General features: G+C 53.0%; 19 protein-coding genes and 1 other annotated feature (1 of these 20 cut by a window edge). Of the genes, 10 read left to right on the top strand and 9 right to left on the bottom strand.

The window, feature by feature from the left end; translation table 11 throughout:
- Positions 1 to 37: 37 nt before the first annotated feature.
- Positions 38 to 2,296 (bottom strand): catalase HPII, encoded by a 2,259-nt coding sequence (gene katE, locus PU683_RS15220; RefSeq protein WP_277172925.1) that lies wholly within the window; start codon positions 2,294 to 2,296, stop codon positions 38 to 40.
- 192 nt (positions 2,297 to 2,488) lie between these two features.
- On the opposite strand from katE, the gene cedA reads away from it, so the two are divergent.
- Positions 2,489 to 2,743 (top strand): cell division activator CedA, encoded by a 255-nt coding sequence (gene cedA, locus PU683_RS15215; protein ID WP_277172924.1) that lies wholly within the window; start codon positions 2,489 to 2,491, stop codon positions 2,741 to 2,743.
- A 52-nt stretch (positions 2,744 to 2,795) separates the two neighbouring features.
- On the opposite strand, the gene PU683_RS15210 is transcribed toward cedA, so the two are convergent.
- The 4 genes from PU683_RS15210 to hxpB form a co-directional block, all read right to left on the bottom strand.
- On the bottom strand, positions 2,796 to 4,187 hold the full coding sequence (locus PU683_RS15210) for an L-cystine transporter (RefSeq protein ID WP_277172922.1): 1,392 nt from the start codon (positions 4,185 to 4,187) through the stop codon (positions 2,796 to 2,798).
- A gap of 128 nt (positions 4,188 to 4,315) precedes the next feature.
- Positions 4,316 to 4,906, bottom strand: a complete 591-nt coding sequence (locus PU683_RS15205) for a metal-dependent hydrolase (RefSeq protein WP_277172920.1) — start codon at positions 4,904 to 4,906, stop codon at positions 4,316 to 4,318.
- Positions 4,907 to 5,003: 97 nt separating this feature from the next.
- Entirely contained in the window at positions 5,004 to 5,762 is a 759-nt protein-coding gene (gene kduD / locus PU683_RS15200; protein ID WP_277172918.1) for a 2-dehydro-3-deoxy-D-gluconate 5-dehydrogenase KduD, read from the bottom strand.
- 146 nt (positions 5,763 to 5,908) lie between these two features.
- Positions 5,909 to 6,577 (bottom strand): hexitol phosphatase HxpB, encoded by a 669-nt coding sequence (gene hxpB, locus PU683_RS15195; RefSeq protein ID WP_277172916.1) that lies wholly within the window; start codon positions 6,575 to 6,577, stop codon positions 5,909 to 5,911.
- Positions 6,578 to 6,723: 146 nt separating this feature from the next.
- Here hxpB and PU683_RS15190 point away from each other — a divergent pair, with 146 nt between their 5' ends.
- Complete coding sequence (locus PU683_RS15190; RefSeq protein WP_277172914.1) at positions 6,724 to 7,260, top strand: YniB family protein; 537 nt, start codon at positions 6,724 to 6,726, stop codon at positions 7,258 to 7,260.
- Between the two features lie 50 nt (positions 7,261 to 7,310).
- Here the strand turns inward: PU683_RS15190 and PU683_RS15185 are convergent, their stop codons facing one another.
- From PU683_RS15185 to pfkB, 3 genes are all read right to left on the bottom strand, one after another.
- Positions 7,311 to 8,171, bottom strand: coding sequence for a fructosamine kinase family protein (locus PU683_RS15185; RefSeq protein WP_277172912.1), 861 nt, complete (start codon positions 8,169 to 8,171; stop codon positions 7,311 to 7,313).
- Between the two features lie 105 nt (positions 8,172 to 8,276).
- Positions 8,277 to 8,567 carry a type V toxin-antitoxin system endoribonuclease antitoxin GhoS gene (ghoS, locus tag PU683_RS15180; RefSeq protein WP_277172909.1) on the bottom strand — a complete coding sequence of 97 codons (291 nt, stop codon included), beginning with the start codon at positions 8,565 to 8,567 and terminating at the stop codon, positions 8,277 to 8,279.
- Between the two features lie 92 nt (positions 8,568 to 8,659).
- Positions 8,660 to 9,592, bottom strand: a complete 933-nt coding sequence (gene pfkB / locus PU683_RS15175; protein WP_277172907.1) for a 6-phosphofructokinase II — start codon at positions 9,590 to 9,592, stop codon at positions 8,660 to 8,662.
- A gap of 285 nt (positions 9,593 to 9,877) precedes the next feature.
- Between pfkB and PU683_RS15170 the strand changes: the two genes are divergently transcribed.
- Both PU683_RS15170 and PU683_RS15165 read left to right on the top strand, forming a co-directional pair.
- Positions 9,878 to 10,633: a DUF481 domain-containing protein gene (locus PU683_RS15170; RefSeq protein ID WP_277172905.1), complete on the top strand. Its 756-nt coding sequence runs from the start codon at positions 9,878 to 9,880 to the stop codon at positions 10,631 to 10,633.
- Positions 10,634 to 10,869: 236 nt separating this feature from the next.
- Positions 10,870 to 11,073, top strand: a complete 204-nt coding sequence (locus PU683_RS15165) for a hypothetical protein (protein ID WP_277172903.1) — start codon at positions 10,870 to 10,872, stop codon at positions 11,071 to 11,073.
- A 161-nt stretch (positions 11,074 to 11,234) separates the two neighbouring features.
- On the opposite strand, the gene PU683_RS15160 is transcribed toward PU683_RS15165, so the two are convergent.
- Positions 11,235 to 12,680 carry a flagellin N-terminal helical domain-containing protein gene (locus PU683_RS15160; protein WP_277172901.1) on the bottom strand — a complete coding sequence of 482 codons (1,446 nt, stop codon included), beginning with the start codon at positions 12,678 to 12,680 and terminating at the stop codon, positions 11,235 to 11,237.
- A gap of 236 nt (positions 12,681 to 12,916) precedes the next feature.
- Between PU683_RS15160 and fumD the strand changes: the two genes are divergently transcribed.
- The 6 genes from fumD to pheM all read left to right on the top strand — a co-directional run bounded on the left by fumD (position 12,917) and on the right by pheM (position 17,015).
- The gene (gene fumD / locus PU683_RS15155; RefSeq protein ID WP_277172900.1) at positions 12,917 to 13,129 is read left to right on the top strand and encodes a fumarate hydratase FumD; all 213 of its coding nucleotides are present in this window, start codon (positions 12,917 to 12,919) and stop codon (positions 13,127 to 13,129) included.
- 550 nt (positions 13,130 to 13,679) lie between these two features.
- Positions 13,680 to 15,608: a threonine--tRNA ligase gene (gene thrS, locus PU683_RS15150; RefSeq protein WP_277172898.1), complete on the top strand. Its 1,929-nt coding sequence runs from the start codon at positions 13,680 to 13,682 to the stop codon at positions 15,606 to 15,608.
- A gap of 3 nt (positions 15,609 to 15,611) precedes the next feature.
- Positions 15,612 to 16,154 (top strand): translation initiation factor IF-3, encoded by a 543-nt coding sequence (gene infC / locus PU683_RS15145; protein ID WP_071532057.1) that lies wholly within the window; start codon positions 15,612 to 15,614, stop codon positions 16,152 to 16,154.
- Between the two features lie 92 nt (positions 16,155 to 16,246).
- The gene (rpmI, locus tag PU683_RS15140; protein WP_001124225.1) at positions 16,247 to 16,444 is read left to right on the top strand and encodes a 50S ribosomal protein L35; all 198 of its coding nucleotides are present in this window, start codon (positions 16,247 to 16,249) and stop codon (positions 16,442 to 16,444) included.
- 45 nt (positions 16,445 to 16,489) lie between these two features.
- Positions 16,490 to 16,846, top strand: a complete 357-nt coding sequence (rplT, locus tag PU683_RS15135; RefSeq protein ID WP_007374646.1) for a 50S ribosomal protein L20 — start codon at positions 16,490 to 16,492, stop codon at positions 16,844 to 16,846.
- Between the two features lie 119 nt (positions 16,847 to 16,965).
- Positions 16,966 to 17,075 (top strand) — a sequence feature (Phe leader region) (it continues 15 nt past the right edge of the window).
- Positions 16,971 to 17,015 (top strand): pheST operon leader peptide PheM, encoded by a 45-nt coding sequence (pheM, locus tag PU683_RS15130; RefSeq protein ID WP_001386830.1) that lies wholly within the window; start codon positions 16,971 to 16,973, stop codon positions 17,013 to 17,015. It overlaps the preceding feature by 45 nt.

Here is a 17,075-nt window from a genome sequence, read left to right as displayed (position 1 = left end):
ATAAAAAACCGGCCAGTTGGCCGGTTTTTTTTACGCCTTATGCCGGCACATTATCGATCTTGCTGATACGTGACCAGACGCGGTGCGCTGCGAGCTGTTCAATAAAATCCTCGACCAGCGCGGTGGAAGCGATATCGCCTTCAATAATGCCCTCTTCACCCTGCGCGTTGACATGTAACACCCCTTTAAACTGACGGGCATCACCGGCAAGGGCAATGGTTTTAAGGTGCTTATAGGCTTCCAGCAGGTAATATTTCGCATCACCATTTTGCAACAGCGTGCTCACATCACCGCCGGGCACAAAAACGCCATCCACCGTCAGTGAAGGCGAACCGGCGAAGGTTGCCGCCACCGGCAGGCGGGATCCATCATCAGCCACCACTTCGCCCATACGCGAGTAGAGCAGTTTGGCGTGTACGCCTTTGTTCTTCAGCCCCTGCAACAGGGTAAGCACATCCTGCGCACGAACATTGTCATGCAGCAGTACCGCCACCACCCGGCCTTTCACATCACCATCCGGAATGGCATACAGGCTGAGGGAGGGATCTTTCTCCACGCCGTTTACCGCAGGAGGCGGCGTAATGTTGCACTGCTCTTCCGTCAGGGTGATACCCAGATTTTCCGCGACGGAGTGTGCCAGATTGACATCAATATGCGCCAGCAGATCGACCACGCGCTCACGAATATAGGGGCGCGCCACTTTACTTAGCTCAAAGCTGAAAGCATCGACGATATGGCGTTGTTCAAATGGCGTCTGGCTCAGCCAAAAGAGGCGCGGATGGGCGTAATACTCACCAAACGAGGGGCTGCGCTCGCGCACTTTATGCCCTTCAACACGCTCCTGATAACTCTCAAATCCGCCGCGTTTCGGCCCCGGCGGCGTTTCGCGCGGCCAGTTATCGTTGATAGAGTTCGGCTCATAGTTGGCCGGATTAGTGTCGATATCCATGCGGTGCATGCCGTCACGCTGGAAGTTGTGGTACGGGCAGGTCGGGCGGTTAATCGGAATTTCGTGGAAGTTTGGCCCGCCGAGACGGCTGATCTGCGTATCGGTGTAGGAGAAGAGACGCCCCTGCAGCAGCGGATCGTTGGTGAAATCCAGCCCCGGGACAATGTGGCCCGGATGAAAGGCAACTTGTTCGTTTTCGGCAAAGAAGTTATCCGGGTTGCGGTTGAGCACCATTTTCCCGACTCGCTGCACCGGTACCAGCGCTTCCGGGATCAGTTTAGTCGGGTCGAGCAGGTCGAAATCGAATTTGAACTCATCCTCCTCCGGAATCAGCTGTAGCCCCAGCTCATACTCCGGGTAGTCGCCCGCTTCGATCGCCTCCCACAGCTCACGACGGTGAAAATCGGGATCGCGCCCGGTTAACTTCTGCGACTCGTCCCACACCAGCGAGGCTTTACCCGCCAGCGGTTTCCAGTGGAAGCGCACAAAAGTCGCTTTCCCTTCGGCGTTAATCAGGCGGAAGGTGTGAATACCAAACCCTTCCATGGTGCGATAGCTGCGCGGAATGCCGCGATCGGACATCGCCCACATTACGTTATGCAGGGTTTCCGGCTGCAGAGAGACGTAATCCCAGAAGGTGTCATGCGCGCTCTGACCCTGCGGGATAGCCCAGTGCGGCTCCGGTTTCACCGCATGCACAAAATCAGGGAATTTGTGCGCATCCTGCAGAAAGAAGATCGGCGTATTGTTGCCGACAAGATCGAAGATCCCCTCTTCGGTGTAGAACTTGGTGGCGAAGCCGCGAATGTCACGCACGGTATCGGCTGAACCGGCACCGCCCTGCACGGTCGAGAAGCGCACGAACACGGGGGTGATCTTCTCCGGGTCGGAGAGGAAATCGGCTTTAGTGATATCTTGCAGGCTGCGGTAGGGCTGAAAGTAACCGTGCGCCGCCGAACCGCGCGCATGCACAATACGTTCAGGGATGCGCTCATGGTCAAAATGGGTGATCTTCTCGCGCAGGATAAAATCTTCCAGCAGCGTCGGGCCGCGCGTTCCGGCGCGCAACGAGTTCTGATCGTCGCTAATGCGCACGCCCTGGTTGGTGGTTAGCGCGGCATTCTCACCACCTTTGCGGAATGTCTCCAGCGCATTCAATTTCTCATTGGCGGTATCGGGTGATTTCAGGCTGCCAGGTGCAGTGGGCTCTTCACCGGGAGCGGTCGGTTTTGGCGAAGGGCGGTGAGAGTTATCTTGCGGGGCGAGGGAATCCAGTCCCGGGCGGGCTTCGTTTTCATCATCAACCGGGGCGCGGGAAGGTTGCGTCTCTTTCTCATGTTGCGACATTGAACTCGTCTCCTGTTTTCCATGACTAAAAAGGCAGGTAGTTGCCATTAACCCTTCTAACTATAGAACAATGTCCCGGTCACGCCTGTTTACCGGCCAGGCCTGGAAAACGCGCAGATGCTCACGCCGGGCGCGACGCGCGGGGTCACAATCGGCTATCATTGGCTTTCATGTGTGTGAAATTTGTCTTTAGTGAATGCATCGCTTATGAAAACGCTTCGTCAACAGAATCGAGTCATTATCAGCTATGTTCCACGCGTCGAACCGGCGCCCCCTGAGCATGCGTCTAAGGTCGACGGTTATCGTGATGTCTGGAGGCTGCGTGGAAAGTATGTCGCGTTTGTGTTGATGGGCGAGCACTTTCGCCGCTCGCCAACCTTCACCACCCCGGATGCGGCACAGCGCTGGGCGACGCAGATGCGTCAGGAAGGCGAGATAGAGGAGTAAAAAAACGCCTGCAGTGTGCAGGCGTTTTGTTTTTACCAGCGAAACTTAGAACTTAGCGATGCGCCAGTTCGGCGTGCTCTTCGCTATCCAGAATGGTTTTATCCGTCTGCTTCAGCCACTGGCTGGTCAGCGTCCCGGCGGTCATTGAGCCGCTGACGTTCAGCGCGGTACGGCCCATATCGATCAGCGGTTCAACAGAGATCAGCAGCGCCACCAGCGTAACGGGCAGGCCGAGCGCTGGCAGCACAATCAGTGCTGCGAAGGTGGCACCGCCGCCCACGCCCGCCACACCGGCGGAACTGATGGTGACAATACCGACCAGCGTCGCGATCCACATCGGGTCCAGCGGGTTGATGCCGACCGTCGGTGCAACCATCACCGCCAGCATTGCCGGGTAGAGACCCGCACAGCCGTTCTGCCCGATGGTCGCGCCAAAGGAGGCGGAGAAGCTGGCGATCGATTCCGGTACGCCAAGGCGACGGGTCTGCGCTTCCACATTCAGCGGAATAGAAGCGGCGCTGGAGCGGCTGGTAAACGCAAAGGTCAGCACTGGCCATACTTTACGGAAGAACTTCAGCGGGCTTACGCCATTGAAGCCCAGCAGCACGCCATGTACCACGAACATAATACCGAGGCCGAGGTAAGAGGCGATAACGAAGCTGCCCAGCTTGATGATGTCGTGGATGTTGGAGCCAGCAACCACCTTAGTCATTAGCGCCAGCACGCCGTAAGGCGTCAACTGCATCACCAGACGCACCAGCTTCATTACCCAGCTCTGCAGCGTATCGATAGCCGACAGCACGCGCTGGCCCTTCGGCGCATCATCTTTCAGCAGCTTCAGCGCGGCAACGCCGAGAAAAGCGGCAAAGATAACGATGCTGATGATTGAGGTCGGGCTTGCGCCAGTCAGATCGGCAAACGGGTTTTTCGGCACGAACGACAGCAGCAGCTGCGGCACCGTCAAATCGGCCAGTTTTCCTACGTAGTTGCTCTGAATGGCGTTCAGACGCGCGGTTTCTGCGCTGCCCTGCACCAGCCCTTCAGCGGTAAGGCCAAACAGATTAGTCACCAGCACACCCACCAGCGCGGCGATAAGCGTGGTGAAGAGCAACGTTCCGATGGTTAAGAAACTGATTTTGCCCAGCTGCGACGCATTATGCAGACGCGCAACGGCGCTGAGGATTGAAGCAAAAACCAGCGGCATCACAATCATTTGCAGCAGCTGTACATAGCCGTTACCGACAACGTTAAACCACTGAATAGACTCTTTCAGCACCGGATTATCGGCACCGTAAATGGCCTGCAGCGCGAGGCCAAACGCCACGCCAAGCCCGAGACCAACCAGTACTTTTTTGGCCAGGCTCCACTGTTTGTGGCGCGCCTGCGCCAGCAAAAGCAGCAGTGCGGCGAACACGACAACGTTCGCGATTAATGGAAAATTCATCCCCGTTCTCCTGATTTCATTATCGTGATGACATCAAGGTCATCCTGTGGCGCAAGGTTAGCAGAAGTGTCCGGAGCGGCTTATATCCAAATGGAATGCTTTATAGCGAAGTGTTCAAAATCGACTATTTATCGCGCAGACTGGCGATCTATAAAGCGATTAAACTCATTTTGCAGGATATTTATCGCTTCAGATGACCAGCGGATTGCACCATTATCGGGCAGGGTTTGCGGCATCCACACGGCATAGGTGAGCAAGGCCATACAGAGTACGCGCTCAAGCTGGTTGCCTTTTTGGGAGGCGAGAATCGGCAGGCGAAAGCGCCAGCGGCAGGGCCATAGCAGCGGCACACCGGCGGGCGTGAGCATATCTGCAACGATATGGCTGAGATAGCCGACAACCATGCCCTGCAACGCATCCGCCGGCAGGAACCAGCTGTCCGGGACTTTTAAGGCAAACAGCGTCAGAGCAAGAAAGACCGCCAGCAGGCTATGGGTAAACCCACGGTGACCAAAGGCGCGCGCAACGGGTTTTGAGATCCACTTTAACCGCTGGCCAAGAAAGGACTTGGGGTGATCGATGTCCGGCAGCAGGCAAGTGAGGATGGCTGAAGGCACAATATGCCACCAGTCGCCCTGTGCAAGCACGGGCGTCAATTCGGCATTCTTGGTAAACACCGCGCAGGCTATGGAAAAAAGCAGGTGTCCTTCCGCCGTCATGATCAAACTCGCTAAACTGTCGATGCATACAGTATAGGATGTTTGTACAGTAGGCGGAAGAGGTGACGGTGTAACTCTTTGTCACAATCCTGTTAATTTAGCGCGCCAGCCAGCCGCCATCGACCGCCAGAGTGTAACCATTAATGTAGTTGGCCGCAGGCGAGGCGAGAAAAATCGCCGCACCCTGCAAATCCTCCGGCGTGCCCCAGCGGCCCGCAGGAATGCGATCGAGGATCTCCTGATTGCGTTCAGCATCTTCGCGCAACTGCCGGGTATTATTGGTCGCCATATAGCCCGGTGCGATGGCATTCACGTTAATGTTATGTTTTGCCCACTCGTTTGCCAGCAGGCGGGTAAGGCCCATCACGCCGCTCTTTGAGGCGGTATAAGAGGGCACGCGGATGCCGCCCTGCCAGGAGAGCATTGAGGCGATATTGATAATTTTGCCGCCACTACCCTGAGCGATAAATTGTCGGGCGACGGCTTGTGACAGGAAGAAGAGCGATTTCAGATTGAGATCCATCACCTCATCCCAATCCTTTTCACTGAAATCGATGGCGTCACAGCGGCGGATTGTTCCGGCATTGTTGATGAGAATATCGAGGTGTCCCATCTTCGCCACCGCTTCATCAACAATCGTTGTAAGCTGCTGGTCGCGCAGATCGGCCTGTATCGCATGAAAGCGGCGACCGAGCGCTTCCACGCGTTGCGCCGTTTCATGGGGGATTTTCCGGTTAACTCCGACAATGTCGCAGCCTGCTTCCGCCAGACCCACTGTCATTCCCTGGCCCAGACCGGTATCGCATCCGGTTACAAGAGCCACCTTACCCGTTAGCTTAAAAGCATCCAGTATCATATCTACTCCGGCGTGATGTCATGTCGTGACGGGCGTCAATGCCTGCAGATCAGAATAGAGGGCGGGAGTGCAAAATACAAACAAATGAAATTGCGTTTCAATATTTTTGTGATGCAGGAGCGGCTTTTCGCCGCTCCTGCACTTAATTAACCCAACAGGTGTGCGGCGGTGAGCTGCTGCAAGCTGTCAAGTTTGACATTCGCCAGCACGTAACGCGGATCGGCGCGATGCTCCTCATCGGGTACGACAATTGAACGCATGCGCGCCGCTTTGCTGGCAATCATCCCGTTGACGGAATCTTCAAGAGCCACGCAAGCTAAAGGATCAACACCCAGCTTCGCTGCGCAATCAAGATAAACCTGCGGATGCGGTTTGCTGTAGGGCAGGCTCTCAGCGGAGGCCAGCGCATCGAAGCTTTCGCGCAGGTCAAACATCGCCAGCACTTTCTCCAGCATATGCAGCGGCGATGCGGAGGCCAGCCCGACGCGCAAGCCATTCGCTTTGCAAAGTGCCAGCGCTTCACGCACGCCGGGCAGCAGCGGACGCTCTGCTTCTACCAGCGCAATAGCGCGCTCAATGATCCGTGCGGTGACCTCCTGGCGGGAAGGGCCGCTCCACGGCTGTTGCGCATACCATAAATCAACCACCATATCGATGCGCAGGCCCAGCGTGTCTGGCAGTTCACCGCGGCGTGAAGTATCGACGCCAAGGCTTGCGATGACTTCAAGTTCGGCGCGATCCCACAGCGGTTCCGAGTCAATTAATAAACCATCCATATCAAAAATTGCTGCAACTGTTTGGCGCGGGGCAGACATAACACCTCTCCGGTTAGCAAAATAAAACAGGGTGAAGGTAGTGAGTATGACAAGGGGTTCACCCTGACGTCTTTAAAAATCAGGCGAAAATAGTTATCAGCAGGTAGACTAAGGCACAAACAGTGCGTCAACAACAAGGGGAATCCATGACGTATCAACAAGCTGGACGCATCGCCGTACTGAAACGCGTTCTGGGTTGGGTGATTTTTATTCCGGCCGTTATTTCGACCGTTATTTCGATCCTGAAGTTTATGTATGAGCATAGTGATAAACAGCCCGGTATCAACGCCGTGATGCTCGATTTTGCCCATGTCATGATTGAGATGATGCGGTTCAACACGCCTTTCCTCAATCTCTTCTGGTACAACTCGCCTACGCCCCATTTTCAGCAGGGTCTGAACGTTCTCTTTTGGATTATCTTCGCACTGATCTTTGTTGGCCTGGCCTTACAGGCGTCCGGTGCGCGCATGAGCCGCCAGGCACGATTTGTGCGCGAAGGGGTGGAAAACCAGCTGATCCTCGAAAAAGCCAGGGGCGAAGAGGGGCTTACCCGCGAGCAGATTGAAGCGCGCATCGTCGTGCCAAACCACACCATTTTCCTGCAGATTTTTCCGCTCTATGTGCTGCCGGCCATTATCATTGTGGCGGGCTACTTCTTCTTTAAGCTGCTCGGATTCCTTTAACGCTACAGCGCCCGATGGCAGTCGCGATCGGGCTTTTCAGCCTTTCACTTTCACGCGGTCAATACCCGATCCAGCGCCTTCTGCGCATTCATCAGATGTTCACCACCAAAGAGAATGGCGCGGTTGAAGAGGGTGTAAAGCTGGTAAATCGGTTGGCGGTCAAGGAAATCGGGCGGGAGCGGAGAGATGGACTGGTAACCGTCGTAAATCTGCGGCGGCTGATCCGGATGGAGCGGCAGCATCGCCAGATCGCACTCCCTGTCGCCCCAGTAGCAGGCGGGATCGTAGATATAGGGACCTTCCGGGCCGAGCGCGCAGTTGGCAGACCAGAGATCGCCATGCAATAAAGAGGCCTGCGGCTGGTGACCAGCTAACCGCTGCTGAACATGTTCAACAATCGCATCAATATTGCCGAACTGGAGCCCTTTCTCCGCCGCCAGCTCAAGCTGCCAGCCAATACGCTGCTCGGCAAAAAAGGTGGACCAGCGCCGCTGCCAGGCATTCGGCTGCGGCGTGGTGGAGAGATCGTTATCGAAGTCGAGGCCGAACTGCGGCTGATCGCTCCACTGATGAAGATGCGCAAGCTGCTGACCCAGTAAAAAGGCGCTGTGCATATCCAGCGGACGGGCTTCGAGATATTCCATCACCAGAAAGCTGTAGTCGCGATCGCTGCCGACCGCCCACACTTCAGGAACCCGTACCGTATTGCTGCGCGCCAGCAGCGCCAGCTGATCGGCTTCGGCAGTGAAGATGGGAAGCAGGGCGCGCTCATCGCACTTAACGAAACAGTCGCGTCCTGCGTAACGTATGCGCCATGCAGCGTGAATTTCGCCGCCTGGTAGCTCATCGCGTTGTTCAATTTCGCCTTCACCCAGTTGCTCGCTTAACAGACCACTTATCGCTTGCCACATGATATTTCTCCCATGTAATCAGCCAGATCATTAGGTTAGCGCACTAAAGCTGTGAAAAAATTCGACTTAACGCACACCAGGCGCACGCACGACGCAGGATGGCATTTATTGCTCTTGTTGCCGCCACGTCTCCCAGGTGGAAACCGTGACATCCGTTTTTCGCCCGACGGCACTCTCTGCGAGGCCGCTGGCAAGCTCATGAACTTCCTGCTCACTCAAGGCACTAATCAGGCCGAAGGTGTTGGTGCCAAGATCGTGCACCTTGCCATCGTCATCCGCCATGGTGATAAGAAAGCCCGCAAGTGTAAAGTGGTTATTCAGCTCATTAATATCCGTTAACGTCTCATCGTGAAATTTCACCGTGACGACGTAGCGGGTGATGCCATCGTTACTCATACTTCACCTCATTGTTATTGCGAATTTTTTGAGCATAGTCGGCGACAAACATTTGTCGACCGCTGCCGGAGGCTCTCGCTGCGTTAATCCGCTTAAACACCGCGTAGATAGTCGTAGATCTTCTGCGTATCCTCGCTGGCGCACAGGCGGGTGCCCTGATTGATCGTGGCCGCACTGCCGGCCGCGACGCCGAAGCGCACCATATCGTCGAGCGGGACATCCTCGGCAAGCTTAAGCGTCATGGCACCGACCATGCTGTCGCCCGCGCCAACGGTGCTCTGGCTTTTCATCGGCGGCGGTACAACCTGTACATGGCCCTGCTGGTCTACTCCCAGCGCCCCTTGCGGCCCCAGCGAGACCACTACGCGACGCGCTTTGCCACTGTTTATGATCTCCTGCGCCGCACGCAGCACGTCATGGGGTTGGTTGAGGGGGCGGCCCACCAGCGCGCTCAGCTCTTTCTGATTGGGTTTGACCAGTTCGATATTGCCAATCTCCAGCGCAGCGGCCAGCGCGTCGCCTGAGCTGTCAATAATGCAGCGAATTCCCTGTTTTTGCGCGACGGTAATCAGCTGCGTCAGCTTTTCAAGCTGAACACCCGGCGGAAGGCTGCCGCTGATGACCAGAATGGCACCGTTCTCTATTGTCAGCACTTTCTCTTCAATCTGGCGGAACTCATCTTCGCTGAGGGCTGCGCCTGGCATTACAAAGCGATACTGCTCGCCGCTCGCCTCAACGTGCACATGCAGGTTTTGTCGCGTCCAGTCGGCGGTCTGCACGCTGAGGGTCGGGACATGCTCATCGGCGAGCAGGGCAGTGAGGTGTTCGCCGGTCGCGCCGCCGGCAGGAAAAATCGCGGTGGCTTTTCCACCGAGGTGGGCAATGGCGCGCGCAACGTTAATGCCACCGCCGCCCGGCTCAAATACCGGTGAGGTGCAACGCAGTTTTCCTTCCGGGTAAATTTGCGGCGTTATTGTCGCGCTATCGAGGGATGGCGCGAGCGTTAGCGTATAAATCGATACCATATTGACCTCCTGTTACGTAGCGTGCAGTAAGCCTGGCACCATTTACGGGGAAGGGAAAGTAAATAACAGTATGATTTTAAATACGATATTATTTTCGGGGTGATATTTCGGAATCTATAACAATTATTCTGAGATCTCTCTTATTCAAAAAATCAAATAAGATTTCATTGATATGTTTAAGCGGTCTTTTTATAATTTGTTACCTTTCTACGGACCGTTGGTCATTGATCCATAAGAAAGTTTCCGGGACCGTGTTGGTCTCATTTACTGTACGGATTTAAAAAAATGAAGCTTTTTAAGACAGTACCCGCGCTGGTTATGGCTGCGGGCGTGCTTGCGTCGATGAATGCTGTCGCAGATGATACCGTTTTTACTGTCATGGATGACCCCGCCTCCGCCAAAAAACCGTTTGAAGGTAGCGTTAACGGTGGCTATCTCGGTCAGTCAGGTAACACAAAGAGTTCCTCTTTGACGGCTGACTCTACCCTGACATGGTATGGCGATACTACGGCCTGGTCCCTGTGGGGCAACGCCAGTAATACCTCGTCTAACGACGAACGTTCTTCTGAGAAGTATGCTGTTGGTGGCCGTAGCCGTTATAACATGACTGACTACGACTACCTGTTCGGCCAGGCGAGCTGGTTAACCGATCGGTACAACGGTTATCACGCTCGTGATATCGCAACCGCCGGTTATGGTCGTCAGTTCCTGAATGGCCCGGTTCACAGCTTCCGTCTCGAATTCGGTCCGGGTGTACGTTATGACAAGTACACGAACGGCGATACTAAAACGACGGCGCTGGGCTATGCGTCTGGCACTTACGCGTGGCAATTCTCTGACAATGCGAAGTTCACCCAGGGCGTTTCGGTGTTTGGCGCCGACGATACCACCGTCAACTCCGAAACCGCACTGAACGTGGCGATTAACTCCCACTTCGCGTTGAAGGTTGCCTATAACGTGACCTGGAACTCTGAGCCGCCGTCATCGGCACCGGATCATACCGATCGCAGAACGTCGATTACCTTAGGTTATAAAATTTAATTGGACGGGCCGGATTATCCGGCCCGTTTTTATTTATGTTAAGGGCGCTCTCAATTTTATTTAGGTAATCTCCTGCTCCTTCTCTCCACCTTCGTCCTCAGAAACCTATTCAGTTTATTTGACACGAACGGCTAAATAAATTGACTGGGCAGAAGTGTGATCCAGATCTACAATTCTTGTTGTGGGCGTTTTACTGCCCGGCCAGTTACATCTATTTCAGGTAAGAGAATTCGATCATGAAAACAATCAAAACAACCGCCGCCGCGCTGGTTATTTCCGCGCTCTCTTTCAGCGCATTCGCGGCATCGTCTGCACAATCCACAAACCACATCACTACCATCGAAGCAGGTTCAAATATGGTTCCTGGCGCTCATGCCGTAAAAGGATCTAACGACGCTGCGTTTAATATGCATACGCTGGTGGCCGGTGAATGGGAATAAAGAGTATTTGAGTTATTTCAGCTGCTTAATTTAAAAACCGGATAAAGCGGTACCGGTTTTTAAATTCGCCAGGCTGGATATGGATTCTGCGTTCATTCTGACACGTTATTAGCAAAAGATGCGCTAACAAGACTTCTCGCTTTGGGTTAAATCTCAATCCATCAACTACGCAGGAGCGAAAGAATATTCTCCGCCGCCTGGTTAGCCACTTTGAGCACGGCATCCTGACCCTGCTGTAAGAGTTGCGCTTTCGCCATTTTGCTCGCCTCCAGTGCGTAATCAGCATCTTCAATCCGGCTTCTTGCCGCCTGCGTGGCAACACTCTGCTGGGCCAGCACCGCTTTGTTCGACTCAAAACGATTAATAAAAGCGCCATATTGCGCACGATAACCACTCACTTTCTCCAGCGCCTGATCGAGCTTGCCCATGGCCACGCCGGCGGTTCTCTCTGACAGCAGTTCCGTGCCGGTTAAGCCAAGGGATTTAACATCCGCAGGGGTGGTTGGGATAGTCGTTGATTTGATCTCATCCCCGACAGTAGCACTGGTCACCACTTCCCACGGCCTGCTCTGTTTGGGTGGCACTTCCGGCGTAATGGTCGGTTTGGGGAGATCGCCCCAGGTCAGGTTGCTGGTAAAAGAGCCGCTACCCACGACCATTACGACAAGATCTTCGGTGACATTATCAATAGTTAATCGCTCAAGGCGGTTTGAGCCATTGCTGCCGTCATTGTAAGCCGCAGCAGACTCGTAACGATCGCCATCACCACTGTATTTAATGGTCATGCCATTGTAGGGGAGCGTCGCGCTACCATTTAAGGCCCAGGATGATCCCCCCTCAATCAGCAGAGAGTCATCGTAGGTGGCACCACTCTTAAAACCGTTAGATGTGGTCAATACGCGGCTGGTTGCCTTCGCAGAATCCGTGATGCCGCGACTTTTCCAGGTGTAGTCCGGGTCGCTGCCGTTAATTGGCGTGCCCGCCAGATGCTTACCATCGCGTGTAAAGAGCTGGATATCGTCATCTAACCCCAGCGAGTCGATAGTGAGAGTGATATTCTTCGCACCCGCCGGGATATAGGCCAGTGAGACGATCCCGGAGCTGAACGAATAGTCTGTACCCTTCACTGGAAATTTAGTGCTCAGCGGCGGGACATCGCCGATAAGCTCCGGCGGTAGTTCCGGGGAGTCCGTTGCCAGCGGGTAGGTGCCGAAAATCTCCGTATCTTCAGAAATCGACTGAATAGTATCCAGAATACTTTTATATTCATTCTGAATGCTCTGTCTGTCGCTTTCTGAAAGCGTACTGTTGCCTGCCTGGATAGCGAGGCTTTTGGCGCGAATCAGCCGTTCGCTAATGGTATTCAGGCTGCCATCGGCGGTCTGCGCCATGCTGATAGCGTCATCCAGCCCACGGGAAACCACGGTGTCCGCGTTGCTGTTTGAGCGCATACGGTTGGCGATGGCCTGGCCTGCCGCATCGTCTTTTGCGCCATTAATTCGTAAACCTGACGACAAACGCTCAATTGACTCCTGCAGAGTCGATGAGGTTGTTTTTCGAACCGTCAGGTTCAATCCCGTCATCTCGTTGTAATTGATCGCTTGCATTACCGTCGCTATATCATTCAAACCACGAATGCTCTATTTATCGGCAACAGGAGTAAGTTTCTTTAAGGTAAATCGATAAGGAAATTTAACTTTGTGCAACTGTATAAAAAACAAGTTGTTTTACTTTTTGACTATGCGTTTGCTGAGATATGGCACACTTGCAAAGGGCTGACATGAAGGAAAGTTGCGTTTTACTCAAGGCTTTCTAATGAAAAAAGAGGGGAGAAGCGGGCGATATGGGCAAGCTTAATGATGAAGCGTTATACGATGAGATGTGCCGGGTAGTAGGAAAGGTTGTGCTTGAGATGCGTGATCTGGGGCAGGAGCCTAAGCATATTGTCATTGCGGGTGTGATAAGAACCATGCTGGCTAATCAGAAAATTAAACGCACTGCGCTGACAGAAGCGGCGATGGAGGAGGTGATTCGCGCGCTGGGTTTCAAAACCTGAGCCTCGTTTCAACAAGGCACGCATTGCTGCGTGCCCGGAAAAAGCGAAAAGCCCTAACGTCGTTTTCTCGGCGAAACCGGAAGGGTTTGCGAATATTTCACTTTGCTGTGTTTGTAGAAGGCAAAAATAACAATAGCAATCAACAGAATAATGGCTAAGACATAAAATATTACCATGATTTATCAGCGGTTTAGGAGTTGTTGGGAAGCCAAATAGACTGCTTCGACCCCTGTTGTGTCAAGATGGCAAAGAAAAATCAGATAATACCTTTGTTGCGCAACCGCAGATCGATGGTGCCTCCTCTCCAAAGCGATGGAAAAGGGCGCAAAAATGATCCACATCACACTAGTCCTTTCAACACCGAGTGCAAATGTGTACTATTGTCGGGTACTTAACAGCAGCGGGTAAGGGTAAAGTGCGGTCATCACCGCCCGATACATATTCCGCAGAGTGAAGCGAGAAAACTTATCTAAGCGGCTGTTATATCTTTGAAATCTCATTTTGCATGTGCTCTTTCGTGTGGCGCACCACTGCAAATTAAGGAAATGAAATGCCTGTAATTACGCTTCCTGATGGCAGCCAACGCCATTATGACCACGCCGTAAGCCCCCTGGATGTCGCGCTTGATATTGGACCTGGTCTGGCGAAAGCCTGCATCGCCGGTCGAGTTAATGGTGAACTGGTCGATGCTTCAGATATCATCGACAGTGATGCAAACCTTGCCATCATTACCGCCAGGGATGAAGAGGGACTGGAGATTATCCGTCACTCCTGTGCGCACCTGTTAGGGCATGCGATTAAACAGCTGTGGCCGCACACCAAAATGGCGATTGGTCCGGTTATCGACAACGGCTTCTATTACGACGTTGATCTTGACCACACCCTGACTCAGGAAGATATCGACGCGCTCGAAAAACGTATGCACGAGCTGGCCGAATCCAACTACGACGTTATCAAGAAAAAAGTAAGCTGGCAGGAAGCGCGTGAAACGTTTGTCGCACGCGGTGAAAACTACAAAGTCTCCATTCTTGATGAGAATATTGCCCATGATGACAAGCCTGGCTTGTATCATCATGAAGAATACATCGATATGTGCCGCGGTCCGCACGTACCGAATATGCGTTTCTGCCACCATTTCAAACTGATGAAAACGGCGGGCGCTTACTGGCGCGGCGACAGCAACAACAAGATGCTGCAGCGCATTTATGGTACCGCATGGGCCGATAAAAAAGCGCTTAACGCCTATCTGCTGCGTCTGGAAGAAGCGGCGAAACGCGACCACCGTAAAATCGGCAAGCAGCTTGACCTGTACCATATGCAGGAAGAGGCGCCGGGTATGGTTTTCTGGCATAACGATGGCTGGACTATTTTCCGCGAACTGGAAACTTTCGTACGCTCTAAACTGAAAGCGTATCAGTACCAGGAAGTGAAAGGCCCGTTCATGATGGACCGTGTGCTGTGGGAAAAAACCGGCCACTGGGACAACTACAAAGATGCTATGTTTACGACCTCCTCGGAGAATCGTGAGTACTGCATCAAACCGATGAACTGCCCGGGACATGTGCAGATTTTCAACCAGGGGTTGAAATCCTACCGCGATCTGCCGCTGCGTATGGCGGAGTTCGGTAGCTGCCATCGTAATGAACCTTCGGGTGCGTTACACGGTCTGATGCGCGTGCGCGGCTTTACGCAAGACGATGCGCACATCTTCTGTACGGAAGAGCAGGTTCGCGATGAAGTGAACGCCTGCATCCGTATGGTCTACGATATGTACAGCACATTTGGCTTCGAAAAGATCGTCGTCAAACTCTCCACCCGTCCCGAGAAACGTATTGGTAGCGACGAGATGTGGGATCGTGCTGAGGCGGATCTGGCGGTTGCGCTGGAAGAGAACAATATCCCATTTGAATATCAACTGGGTGAAGGCGCATTCTACGGTCCGAAAATTGAATTTACCCTTTATGACTGCCTCGATCGTGCATGGCAGTGCGGAACGGTACAGCTGGACTTCTCCCTGCCGTCTCGTCTGAACGCCTCTTATGTGGGCGAAAGTAACGAGCGTCAGGTTCCAGTTATGATTCACCGCGCAATTCTTGGGTCGCTGGAGCGCTTTATCGGCATCCTGACTGAAGAGTTTGCTGGCTTCTTCCCAACCTGGCTTGCGCCGGTGCAGGTGGTGGTCATGAACATTACTGATTCACAGTCTGAATATGTCAACGAATTGACCCAGAAACTGCAAAATGCAGGCATTCGTGTAAAAGCAGACTTGAGAAACGAGAAGATAGGCTTTAAAATCCGCGAGCACACTTTACGTCGTGTCCCTTATATGCTTGTTTGTGGTGACAAAGAGGTTGAAGCCGGCAAAGTTGCTGTGCGTACCCGTCGCGGTAAAGACCTGGGTAGCCTTGACGTAAATGAAGTTATCGAGAAGCTGCAACAAGAGATTCGCAGCCGCAGTCTTCAACAACTGGAGGAATAAGGTATTAAAGGCGGAAAACGAGTTCAAACGGCGCGTCCCAATCGTATTAATGGCGAGATCCGCGCCCTGGAAGTTCGCTTAACTGGTCTGGAAGGCGAGCAGCTTGGTATTGTGAGTCTGCGAGAAGCTCTGGAAAAAGCTGAAGAAGCCGGGGTTGATTTAGTCGAAATTAGCCCTAACGCCGAGCCGCCCGTATGCCGTATAATGGATTACGGCAAGTTCCTCTATGAAAAGAGCAAATCTTCTAAGGAACAGAAGAAGAAGCAAAAAGTTATTCAGGTTAAGGAAATCAAATTCCGACCTGGTACAGATGAAGGCGACTATCAGGTAAAACTCCGCAGCCTGATTCGCTTTCTCGAAGAGGGCGATAAGGCCAAGATCACGCTGCGTTTCCGCGGTCGTGAGATGGCCCACCAACAGATCGGTATGGAAGTGCTTAACCGCGTGAAAGACGATCTGAATGAACTGGCAGTTGTCGAATCCTTCCCTACGAAGATCGAAGGCCGCCAGATGATTATGGTGCTTGCTCCGAAGAAGAAACAGTAAGGCCATCAAGTAATTAAACCTGTGGGCCTCGTGCTCGCGGGTTTAGTTCGCCTTTGTTTCGTTTATTAACAATGCGAAGTGGAAATTGAAAAATGCCAAAGATCAAGACCGTACGCGGTGCTGCTAAGCGCTTCAAAAAAACCGGTAAAGGTGGTTTTAAGCACAAGCATGCTAACCTGCGTCATATTCTGACCAAAAAAGCTACCAAGCGTAAACGTCACCTGCGTCCGAAAGCCATGGTTTCTAAAGGCGATCTGGGCCTGGTCATCGCGTGCCTGCCGTACGCATAAGTCGTTAACCTTTTAACTTTTTAATTAGAATATACAGGAGAGCATATGGCTCGCGTAAAACGTGGTGTGATTGCACGTGCACGTCATAAGAAAATTTTGAAACAAGCTAAAGGTTACTACGGCGCGCGTTCACGCGTTTACCGTGTTGCCTTCCAGGCTGTTATCAAAGCTGGTCAGTACGCTTATCGTGACCGTCGTCAGAAAAAGCGTCAGTTCCGTCAGCTGTGGATTGCACGTATCAACGCAGCAGCACGTCAGAACGGTATTTCTTACAGCAAATTCATCAACGGCCTGAAAAAAGCCTCTGTTGAAATCGACCGTAAGATCCTGGCTGACATCGCCGTATTCGACAAAGTGGCATTCTCTGCCCTGGTTGAAAAAGCGAAAGCAGCTCTGGCGTAAGCCAGTTTAAGAGAGGGAGCCTGGCTCCCTCTTTTGCTTTAACAGTATCAATACATTGACTTTTTGCCGTGATGCGTTTTCAATAGCCCATCGTCGCCACGTAGCCGATTAAGGTAATGCAAGCATGAATGCTGCTATTTTCCGCTTCTTTTTTTACTTTAGCACCTGAACTCAGGGGGCTCGCGCGTGAAAGAAGAAACGGAAAACAGCGCCAGAAAGCCTCCCTTGT

Source organism: Candidatus Kosakonia sp. 282A-S69, assembly GCF_029433855.1.
Lineage (GTDB): Bacteria > Pseudomonadota > Gammaproteobacteria > Enterobacterales > Enterobacteriaceae > Kosakonia > Kosakonia cowanii_A.
This window is presented reverse-complemented; position numbering and strand designations above follow the sequence as displayed.